The 9,735-nt window shown below is 70.4% G+C and carries 9 protein-coding genes and 1 pseudogene; 4 read left to right on the top strand and 6 right to left on the bottom strand.

The features are described from left to right. Positions 1-645 precede the first annotated feature (645 nt). The 5 genes and pseudogenes from ABZV44_RS18270 to ABZV44_RS18250 all read right to left on the bottom strand — a co-directional run. Positions 646-1,983 (bottom strand): annotated as a pseudogene (locus ABZV44_RS18270) (transcription antitermination factor NusB); the annotation flags it as partial. A 740-nt stretch (positions 1,984-2,723) separates the two neighbouring features. Then, entirely contained in the window at positions 2,724-3,647 is a 924-nt protein-coding gene (gene fmt, locus ABZV44_RS18265; protein WP_354837440.1) for a methionyl-tRNA formyltransferase, read from the bottom strand. Position 3,648: 1 nt separating this feature from the next. Beyond that, a complete protein-coding gene (gene def / locus ABZV44_RS18260) occupies positions 3,649-4,221 on the bottom strand; it encodes a peptide deformylase (RefSeq protein WP_354837438.1) in 573 nt (190 codons plus the stop codon). Positions 4,222-4,285: 64 nt separating this feature from the next. Beyond that, a complete protein-coding gene (locus ABZV44_RS18255; protein WP_354837436.1) occupies positions 4,286-5,305 on the bottom strand; it encodes an alpha/beta fold hydrolase in 1,020 nt (339 codons plus the stop codon). A gap of 93 nt (positions 5,306-5,398) precedes the next feature. Continuing rightward, positions 5,399-5,995: a PadR family transcriptional regulator gene (locus tag ABZV44_RS18250; RefSeq protein ID WP_354837565.1), complete on the bottom strand. Its 597-nt coding sequence runs from the start codon at positions 5,993-5,995 to the stop codon at positions 5,399-5,401. Positions 5,996-6,331: 336 nt separating this feature from the next. Here ABZV44_RS18250 and ABZV44_RS18245 point away from each other — a divergent pair, with 336 nt between their 5' ends. After that, positions 6,332-7,129 (top strand): ATP-binding cassette domain-containing protein, encoded by a 798-nt coding sequence (locus tag ABZV44_RS18245; RefSeq protein WP_354837434.1) that lies wholly within the window; start codon positions 6,332-6,334, stop codon positions 7,127-7,129. A gap of 164 nt (positions 7,130-7,293) precedes the next feature. Here ABZV44_RS18245 and ABZV44_RS18240 read toward each other — a convergent pair whose 3' ends face one another. Next, entirely contained in the window at positions 7,294-7,887 is a 594-nt protein-coding gene (locus tag ABZV44_RS18240) for a TetR/AcrR family transcriptional regulator (RefSeq protein WP_354837432.1), read from the bottom strand. 77 nt (positions 7,888-7,964) lie between these two features. On the opposite strand from ABZV44_RS18240, the gene ABZV44_RS18235 reads away from it, so the two are divergent. From ABZV44_RS18235 to ABZV44_RS18225, 3 genes are read left to right on the top strand one after another with little or no spacing between them, the layout of a single operon-like run. After that, positions 7,965-8,810 carry an NAD(P)H-binding protein gene (locus ABZV44_RS18235; protein ID WP_354837430.1) on the top strand — a complete coding sequence of 282 codons (846 nt, stop codon included), beginning with the start codon at positions 7,965-7,967 and terminating at the stop codon, positions 8,808-8,810. A gap of 45 nt (positions 8,811-8,855) precedes the next feature. After that, a complete protein-coding gene (locus ABZV44_RS18230) occupies positions 8,856-9,281 on the top strand; it encodes a hypothetical protein (protein ID WP_354837429.1) in 426 nt (141 codons plus the stop codon). 10 nt (positions 9,282-9,291) lie between these two features. Beyond that, positions 9,292-9,729 (top strand): MarR family winged helix-turn-helix transcriptional regulator, encoded by a 438-nt coding sequence (locus tag ABZV44_RS18225; protein WP_354837427.1) that lies wholly within the window; start codon positions 9,292-9,294, stop codon positions 9,727-9,729. Positions 9,730-9,735 lie beyond the last annotated feature (6 nt).

Below are 9,735 nucleotides of genomic sequence, written 5' to 3'. Positions count from 1 at the left end.
CCACCGATAGATCTGCGCGTCACAAACTCACACGACCACCGACGGATCTGCAGCACACAGAACTACGCGACCGTCGGTAAGTCCGCGCCACGCACCAACATGACCACCGATAGATCTGCGCGTCACAAACTCACACGACCACCGACGGATCTGCAGCACACAGAACTACGCGACCGTCGGTAAGTCCGCGCCACGCACCCACACAACCACCGATAGATCTGCGCGTCACAAACTCACACGACCACCGACGGATCTGCAGCACACAGAACTACGCGACCATCGGTCAGTCCGCGCCACGCACCCACACGACCGCCGATGGATCTACGCGTCACAAACTCACGCGACCACCGACGGATCTGCAGCACACAGAACTACGCGACCGTCGGTAAGTCCGCATCACGCACCCACACAACCACCGGTCGACCTGCGGGTCACAAACTCACGCGACCACCGACGGATCTGCAGCACACAGAACTACGCGACCGTCGGTAAGTCCGCGCCACGCACCCACACGACCGCCGATGGATCTGCGGGTCACGAACTCACGCGACCGCCGATGGGTCTGCGGCGCACGGGTCGGCTCGCCCAGCGTTCGGCCTCGGTGGACGGGTGGACCGAGGCCGAACGGTCCGTGCGAGTCGGACCCTATTGCGGCTCAAGCGGTTTGCGCAGGGCGGCCAGGAACATGGCGTCGGTGCCGTGGCGGTGGGGCCACAGCTGGGCGCCGGGGCCGTCGCCGAGTTCCGGGACGCCCGGGAGCAGGTCGCGGGTGTCGAGCTGTTCCGCGCCGGTGCGGCGGACCATATCGGCCACCACGGAAACCGTTTCCGGGAGGTGCGGGGAGCAGGTCGAGTAGACCACGACACCGCCGGGGCGGACGAGATCCCATGCGGCGGTGAGGAGTTCGCGCTGCAGGGTGACCAGGTCGCGGACGTCGGAGGGCTGGCGGCGCCAGCGGGCCTCCGGGCGGCGGCGCAGGGCGCCCAGGCCGGTACAGGGGGCGTCGACGAGGATGCGGTCGAAGCCCGGAGTCAGGCCGCTGTCGCGGCCGTCGGCGACATGGACGTCCACGGGCATGCCGCGGGTCGCCTGGCGGACCAGGTCGGCGCGGTGCTCCGCGGGTTCGACGGCATCGACGCGGAAGCCGTCGATATCCGCGATCGCGGCCAGCAGCGCGGTCTTTCCGCCCGGCCCGGCACACAGGTCGAGCCAGCGGCCGGTGTCGGGACCCTCGAGGGGCGCGCGGGTGACGGCCAGGGCGACCAGCTGGCTGCCCTCGTCCTGGACGGCGGCCATGCCCGCGCGGACCGGCTCCAGCTTCGCCGGGTCACCGCCCTCGAGGTACACCGCGTACGGCGACCAGCGGCCTTCCTCGCCGCCGGTGACCAGGGCCAGTTCCTCGGCGGTGATATCGCCGGGGCGCGCCACCAGGTGCACGGCGGGCCGCGCGTCGTCGGCCGCCAGCACGTCGGCCAGCTCGCCGGCCCGCGCGCCCAGGGCGTCCGCGAAGGCCTGCGCGATCCAGACCGGATGCGCGTACTCGAATGCCAAGTGCCCCAGTGGATCCCGCGGCGCGAGCCGTTCCACCCACTCCTCGGGAGTGCGTTCGGCCACCCGCCGCAGCACCGCGTTCACGAACCCGGCCCGCCCCTGCCCGTACTCCGCTCGCACCAGCGCGACGGACGTGTCGACCGCCGCGTGCGCGCCGATCCGGGTGCGCAGCAGCTGATAGGTCCCCAGCCGCAACGCATCCAGGAGCGGTCCGTCGATCTCCTCGACACCTCGCCCCGCGCACTCCGCGATCACCGCGTCCAGCAGCCCCTGCGACCGCGAGGCCCCATAGGTCAACTCGGTGGCCAGCGCCGCATCACGTCCACTGATATGCCGCTCCCGCAACAGTCCGGGCAGCACCAGATTCGCGTAGGCGTCCCGCTCGCGCACGGCCCGCAGCACATCCCGCGCCACCACCCGCACCGGATCGGCCCCGGCCCGCTCGGCCCGCCGGGCCGCGGCACTGCTCGTGCCGGCCTTCGCGTCCGCCGAAGTCCGCTTCGGCCCCCGGCCTTGCCCCGCAGTCCTTTCGCGATCGAACGAGCCACTCCGGCCGCCCGCGCGGTCACCGCCGTAGGAACGTCCACCCGTGGACGCCGTGCGGTCACGTCCCGCACCCCGCCCATCGCCACCGCGAGCCCCACGATCCGACCGGTTCGACCTGGAATCCCGGTCCCCTTCCGGGAATCCGCCGCGCCTGTCGTCGCTCTGCCGACCACCGATCGCCGAATCGCGCCCGCGGCCGGCGCCCGACCCATCCCCGTCGCGCCCGCGAAGTCCGCCACTCGACCGGTTCGAGCCCGAATTGCGTTCTCCCGCAGGGCGTTCGCCCTTGCCGGAGCCCGCGCGCCGCTGGTCCCCGCCGTCGGTCCCGCGTGATCCGGAGGATCGTGCCGCACCCGAATCGCCTGCTGCCCCGCCGGAGCGGCGGAAGCCGCGACGCTGTTCACCCTCACCGGATTGCGTGCCCCGCGAGTTCGCGGCGCGTGCATCACCGGTTCGGTATCCCGGCGCGCGGCGCTGATCACCCTGGGATCGGTCGCTCGCCCGCGAGGTGCCCGAATCCCCGGTAGATGCGGAGCGGCGGAAGCCGCGGCGCTGCTCGCCGTCGCCGGACTGCGGGCGACCGCCGGTGCGCGAATCGCGGTCGCGGCCTTCGCCGTCCGGGCGGGTCACTCGACCACCGTGCCGGGCTCGAGGCGGGCGCCGCGGGCCCAGTCCAGGGCGGGCATCATGCGTTTGCCCTGGGGCTGGACCTGGGTGAGGCGGACCGCGGTGCTCGCGGTGCCGAGGTAGACGCCGGACTTGCGGATGTCGATGGTGCCGACCGGGAGCGTCTCCTCCACCATCTCGACGGGGCCGAGTTTGAGGCGTTTGCCGTCGATTTCGGTCCAGGCGCCGGGGGCGGGGGTGACCGCGCGAATCCGGCGGTCGATGGCGAGGGCGGGCTGGCTCCAGCGGATACGACCGGCCTCGGGATCCACCTTGGGGGCGTAGGAGATTCCGTCCAGGGGCTGCGGAATCGCGTGCACGGTGCCGTCTTCCACGGCGTCGAGGGTGGATTCCAGCAGGACCGAGCCGCTGTCGGCGAGCCGCTCCAGCAGCGAGCCCGCGGTGTCGGCGACGGCGATGCGCTCGGTCATGGTGCCGAAGACCGGGCCGGTGTCGAGGCCCTTCTCGATGCGGAAGGTCGACGCGCCGGTGTACTCGTCACCGGCGAGGATGGCGGCCTGCACCGGCGCGGCGCCGCGCCAGGCGGGCAGCAGCGAGAAGTGCAGGTTGATCCACCCGTGCCGGGGAATGTCGAGCACCGGCTCGGGCAGCAGCGCGCCGTAGGCCACCACCGGGCAGCAGTCGGGCGCCAAAGCCGTGAGCTGCTCGATGAATTCGGGCTCCGACGGCCGCTTGGGCGTGAACACGGGAATCCCGTGTTCATCGGCCAGCCGTCCGATGGGCGAGCGGGTGATCTTGCGGCCGCGTCCGGCCACCGCGTCCGGCCGGGTCACCACCCCGACCACCTCGTGCCTGGAGGATTCGATGAGCCGCCGCAGCGACGGCACCGCCGGTTCGGGGGTTCCCGCGAAGACCAGACGCATGTCAGCGACTCCGTTCCCGGTCACCGGCCGCCGCGCGACGCCGGCCACCGATCTCGGACGCCGGCAGCACGGTGACTCCCTGTGTGAACCAACCGGATTCCCGGATGGTACGCATGGCCTCCTTGCGCGAGGCCGACTCCAGCCGCTGCAGGAACAGCACCCCGTCGAGGTGGTCGGTCTCGTGCTGCACGCAGCGCGCCAGCAGCCCTTCGGCCCGGAACTCGACCGGCTTGCCGTCGATGTCGACCCCGCGGGCCAGCACGGTCAGCGGCCGCGTCACGTCGAAGCGCACGCCCGGAATCGACAGGCAGCCCTCCGGCCCGGTCTGGGTCTCGTCGCCGATCACCTCGAAGACCGGGTTGATCAGATGCCCCTGCGCGTCGCCGGTGTCGTAGACGAATACCCGCAGCCCGACCCCGATCTGCGGGGCCGCCATGCCGACGCCTCCGCTCTCGTACATGGTGTCGATGAGGTCGGTCACCAGCTGGCGCACCTCCCGGTCGAACGTCTCGACCTCCGCCGCGCGGGCGCGCAGGATCGGATCGCCGAACAGGCGGACAGGCTGGATGGTCACGGGCAGCTCCCGATAGCGAACGAATACGGTCGTCTCATTTTACGGACGCCCGTGACCACCCTGATCAGGAATGCGCCGCCAACACGACATCGCTGATGCCGGTGCCCAGTGCGACCGGCACGCAGGCCGGTGTCACGGGGTGCGCGGGATCGAGCAGATTGACCACCAGCCGCTGCACGAACGGGTCGTACACCAGGTGGAAATGCCCGGTCAGGTCCTCCGCGCACTGCTCCTGCAGCACGATATTGGTGGCGCCCGCGCCATGTAGCGCGATGTTGGTGTTGGGCTGGATCATTTCATCGACGCGGCTGCCGATCGTCGTGTATTTCACACCGGGCACCGTGTCGCCGCCCGCGTTCAGGTCCTTGATGAACGGCGATCCGGCCGCCTGTTGAATGGCGGCGGTGGAGGATCCCATCTCCACGAGCTTGTAGATTCCCGGCACCGCGTCGGCGATCGGCACCAGCCCGTACATGATCCCGCCGTAGCTGGGCGAGGCCAGGCCGATCCACTGGCCGACCTTCGGCGCGCCGCCGAGCTTGTTGATCCAGTACCGGGTCACGCTGGCGCCCTGCGAGAATCCGACCAGATCCACCTGGGTGGCCCCGGTCGCCGCGAGCACCTGATCGACGAAGGTGCCGATCTGCGCGGAGCTGGCCCACACGTCCTCGGTGCCGTAGGTGTCCTTGCCGGGTTTGCCGCCGTAGTTGAGGGCGAACACGCAGATCCCGGCCTGGGCCAGCAGTGGGCTGATGCCCGACCAGTCGGAGTAGGCCGAGGAGTCGGTGCCGTGTGCGAGCACGACCGGGCGCGGATGCTCCGCGGTCGGTGTGCAGCCGAAGTCGTTGGCGCCCTGGGGGGCCGCGTCCGGATGCTCCTTGAGATAGCGGGCCGCCGCCAGATGTTCGGTCTGCGGCGGCCCCTGTTGCGCCGGTACCTGAAGCACCGGAGTCACGGCCGGTTCGGCCTGTGCGTACGTCCCCGTCGGTGTGGCGGCCGTACCGATCACGGCGGCCGCCAGCGCCATCACCCCCGCCGGCGCCACGCGGCGCAGTGCGCGGGTCCGGCTCCTCTGTTGTCCCATGTCACAAGATCGCATGGGGCGCTTTTGTCCCATGTCACGATCTTCGCCGGAATCAGGTCGAATGTTCCAGCGGGAACCGCGGTTTCGAGGCCATTACTTTTCGGGTGTGTCGTCCTCGGCGAGGATCCGGTAGAGCGAGCGGCGCGCCTCGGTGAGCACCTCCGCCGCCTTGGCCGCCTGCTCCCGGGTGCCGACCGCGGCCACCTGGGCGACCGCGCCCATCAGCTGGCCGACCAGTCCGCGCAGGTCCAGGGCCTGATCGCCGACGCCGTCCTTGACGTCCTGCCAGGGATCGCCCAGCTCGGTGCGGTTGGCCTCGACGTACTCGGCACCGGATTCGGTGAGCTTGGCCGTCTTTCGACCCGACACCTTCTCGATCAGCACCAGCCCCTCGTCCTCGAGCTGCGCGAGCGCGGGGTAGATGGAGCCCGGGCTGGGACGCCAGACATCCTGGCTGCGTTCGCGGATCTGCTGGATCAGCTCGTAGCCGTGCATGGGCCGCTCCTGCAGCAGCAGGAGGATGGCCGCGCGGACATCGCCGCGCCGGCCGCGCCCGCCCCGGCCGCGACCGCGGCCGAAATGCGGACCGGGTCCGAAGCCGGGACCGAAGTCCGGGCCGAAACCACGACCGTGGCCGTGGCGGTGCGGACCGAAGTCGCCGCGCGGGCCACGCGGGCCACCGCGACGCATCCGCGGGTGTTCGGGGCCCTGCTGCTCTTCGGCGCGCAGTCGCCGCCAGGGGCCGCGGCCCCGTTCGATGTCGTCCATGTGTTCCATGGTCGTGCCTCCTTCAAGGCTCGTCGTTGTGTTTGTTGCTATCGACGATATATCGACAATCTATCCACAACAAGGGTGAGGCAGAACACAAACCGTCCGGTTTGGACTTAGGCGGTCAGGAGACCGTGGGCGCGGCCCTGCCGGGAGCATCGCCGAATCCCGCACCTGCAGAAGCAGACTCATCGCATCCAGCCCGTGAGCCGAGCCACTACTCCTCAACTTGTCTGAGGAATTTGCTACGGTGGGCCCATGACGGATCCGGTGCTGAACGTGAGCGACGTGACGGTGGTGCGCGGCGGAAACCCCATCCTGCAAGGGGTTTCACTCACCGTGCGCGCCGGTGAGCACTGGGCGCTACTGGGTCCCAACGGCGCGGGCAAGACCACCTTGCTGCGCATGCTCGGCGCGTTCGAGCATCCGACCCGGGGCGGTGTGGAGGTGCTCGGGGAGCGGCTGGGCCGCGTCGACATGCGCGTTCTGCGGGCCGGTATCGGCCATGTCGATCCGCGCCACACGCCGAGCGGCCCGCTCACGGTCCGCGACGTGGTGATCACCGGCGTGACCAATACCGCCGGCCTCATCCCCCGCTGGCACGCGACGCCCGCCCAGCTCGCCGAGGCCGACCGCCTGATCGACCTGCTCGGCCTGTCCCACCGCCGTGACGCCGACTGGCAGATTCTGTCCCAGGGCCAGCGGGGGCGCACCCTCATCGCCCGCGCCCTCATGCCCAATCCGCGCCTGCTCCTGCTCGACGAACCCGCCACCGGCCTGGATCTGGCCGGGCGCGAACAACTCCTGGAACGCCTCGACCTGCTCCAGCGCGCCCACCCAGACCTCGCCTCGGTCCTGGTCACCCACCACCTGGAAGAACTCCCGCCGGGCACCAGCCACGCCATGCTCCTGCGCAACGGCCACACGGTCGCCGCGGGCCCGGTCGGCGAGGTGATCACCACCGCCCACATCAGCGCCTGCTTCGACCACCCGGTCCGCATCCTCCGCGACGAGGGCCGCTGGTCCGTGAGACCCGCTCAGCCCCAACTGAACTGACCCGAACTCACCGCGCCGCCCGGGCCCCGAACCGCACGACGGCACCACACTCACGCATCCGCATCCGGCGCCCCCCGGGCTTCACGAGATTGCGCTCAACCAGCTGACCCGAGCCGCTCATCTGCCCGAATGGGCCGATGCGCCTCGCGGCCGGATGGGGGCGCTCAGGTTGCGGGGACGAGGGAGTCGATCCAGCGTTCCAGCCGTGCACCTTCGGCTTCCATCATCGCGGGGTCGCGGAAGGTGTTGGTGAGCAGGGAGATTCCCTGATAGGCGGCCAGGAGGGCGACGGCCAGTTCGTGGGAGTCGGTGCGGCCCATGGCGGCGAACTGGGTGTCGATCCAGTCCAGGAGGCCGCGCATGACGGCGGCCAGTTCGCGGTCGAGGCCGTCGGCGCGTTTGTCGAGTTCGGTGGCGAGAGAGCCTGAGGGGCAACCGAATTGGGCGGCGAGGTCGCGCTGGTCGACCCAGCCGCGGACCAGGGCCTTCAGCCGTTCGGCGGGGGCGTCGAAGAGTTCCAGGGCCGCGATGATCTCCTGGGCGGTGCGGGCGTGGGCGCCGATCGCGGCCTGGACCAGCTGATCCTTGGTTTTGAAGTAGTAGTACACGTTGCCGACCGGCACCTCGGCGGCACGCGCGATATCGGCGATGGTCGTCTTCTCGACGCCCTGTTCATGGAAGACCTTGGCCGCCGCGTCCGCGAGCCGCTCCCGCTTCCCCGCCTTCGGGGCCGCCGCCCGCGGGACTGAGTTAGTCATACGACTCACTATAGACAATGCCCGGTCACATGCCCTATGGTTCGAGTTAGTCAGCCAACTAACTCAGGAGTGGACAGATGATCGTGGTAACCGGTGCGACCGGAAACGTCGGCAGCGCTCTCGTGCGTGAGCTCGCGGAGGCCGGCGAGAAGGTGGTCGCAGTGTCACGGGGCGAGAAGCCGGTGGATCTGCCCGAGGGCGCCGAGCACCGCCGCGCCGATATCGGGGAGCTGGACGGCCTCGCCGAGGCGGTGGCCGGTGCGCGGGCGTTGTTCCTGCTCATCACGGGCCCGCAGCTGGTGACGGGACCGGCGGCCGCCGAGGTGCTGGAAACCGTTGCGGCGGCGGGTGTCCGGCGAGTGGTGTTCCTGTCCTCGCAGGGCGCGGTGACGCGGCCGGGCAGTGACGGCTACGCGCGCACGCTGGAATTCGAGAAGGCGCTGGCCACTTCGGATCTGGAGTGGACGGTGCTGCGGCCGGGCGGGTTCTTCAGCAATACCTTCGCCTGGATCGAGCCGGTACGGGCCGAGCGGATGATTCCCGCGCCGTTCGGGGATGTCGGTCTGCCGCAGGTGGATCCGGCCGATATCGCGGCCATGGCCGCGGCGGCACTGCGGGAGGACGGCCATGACCGGCAGGTCTACACGGTGACCGGTCCGGAGCTCGTCACCCCGCGCCAGCAGGCACAGGCGCTGGCGGCCGCGCTGGGCGAGCCGCTGCAGTTCGCGGAGCTCACCCGCGAGCAGGCCCGGGCGAACATGCTGCGGTTCATGCCGGAATCGGTCGCGGACCACACGCTCACCATCCTCGGCGAGCCGACGCCCGAGGAGCAGCTGGTCAGCGGCGATGTCGAGCGGGTGCTGGGCCGGCGGGCAACCGGATACGCCGAATGGGCGGCCCGCGTGGCTCCGGCCTTCCGGTGAATCTCGCCATTGAACATTTAGTATGCCATCGCTTATCGTACGCGTATGCATACTAAATCCTTCTCGGACGGCACGGTGCTGATGCCGTGGAATCCCGGCCCGAATCACCAGTTCTCGGGCCCGGTCTTCGTCAGCGTCACCGATTTCCTCGCGAGTTCGGAGACGGAGTCGCGCGAGATCTATACGACCGGGCTGGAATTGGGGAAAACGTGGCCGGTCATGCAGGGCGCGGTCGGCCTGTGGCTGTGGGGCAGGCCGGCCGAGTTCCGCGGCGGCTCGATCTCGGTGTGGGAGTCGGAGCGGGATATGCGCCGGTTCGTGCGGTGGCCGGTGCACACCGCGATCGTGCGGGCCTGGCGCGGCCGGGTCGGCATCGGCGTCGACTCCTGGCAGGCCGAAAAGTTCGACGCCGATGCGATTCTGACCCGCGCCGGCGACACGATCGGAAGGCCGCACCGGCACGCCGCCTAATCTTGTCCGCATGACAGACCGTCCGGACCTGGCAGCGATGATCGTCCCCCTGGGCCGCGCCCTCATGGCGGCCGAGCAACCGGTGCTCGCCGCACACGGACTCACCATGTGGGCGTACGTCGTGCTGCTGCATCTGGACGAGGGGCCCGCGCGGGGTCAGGGCGTGCTGGCGCAGGAGATCGGGGCGGACAAGACGCGCATCATCGCGGTGCTCGACGACCTGCAGGAGCGCGGCCTCATCGAACGCCACCCCGATCCGGCCGACCGCCGGGCCCGGCTGCTCGCCCTCACCCCCGAGGGCCGTCGCCTGCGCGACGCGGCACAGGCCGGGATCCAGGCCCAGGAGGATCACCTGCTGGGCAAGCTCCCCACCGCCGATCGCCGCGGCTTCCTCAATGCCCTCATCACCCTCGCCGCCCTCCCCCGCGACGAAATCACCGGCCCCTGACCAGGT

It is taken from the genome of Nocardia sp. NPDC004860 (assembly GCF_040609015.1).
Taxonomy (GTDB): domain Bacteria; phylum Actinomycetota; class Actinomycetes; order Mycobacteriales; family Mycobacteriaceae; genus Nocardia.
Note: the sequence above shows the minus strand (reverse complement) of the source record. Positions and strands in the feature narration are given on the sequence as shown.

What these genes read in the sequence shown, in the direction of transcription:
- ABZV44_RS18225 (WP_354837427.1), top strand. Translation starts at nt 9,292, where the DNA reads ATGACAGACCGTCCGGACCTGGCAGCGATGATCGTCCCCCTGGGCCGC.
- ABZV44_RS18255 (WP_354837436.1), bottom strand. Translation starts at nt 5,305, where the DNA reads ATGGGACAACAGAGGAGCCGGACCCGCGCACTGCGCCGCGTGGCGCCG.
- ABZV44_RS18230 (WP_354837429.1), top strand. Translation starts at nt 8,856, where the DNA reads ATGCATACTAAATCCTTCTCGGACGGCACGGTGCTGATGCCGTGGAAT.
- ABZV44_RS18245 (WP_354837434.1), top strand. Translation starts at nt 6,332, where the DNA reads ATGACGGATCCGGTGCTGAACGTGAGCGACGTGACGGTGGTGCGCGGC.
- ABZV44_RS18250 (WP_354837565.1), bottom strand. Translation starts at nt 5,995, where the DNA reads ATGCGTCGCGGTGGCCCGCGTGGCCCGCGCGGCGACTTCGGTCCGCAC.
- fmt (WP_354837440.1), bottom strand. Translation starts at nt 3,647, where the DNA reads ATGCGTCTGGTCTTCGCGGGAACCCCCGAACCGGCGGTGCCGTCGCTG.
- ABZV44_RS18240 (WP_354837432.1), bottom strand. Translation starts at nt 7,887, where the DNA reads ATGACTAACTCAGTCCCGCGGGCGGCGGCCCCGAAGGCGGGGAAGCGG.
- ABZV44_RS18235 (WP_354837430.1), top strand. Translation starts at nt 7,965, where the DNA reads ATGATCGTGGTAACCGGTGCGACCGGAAACGTCGGCAGCGCTCTCGTG.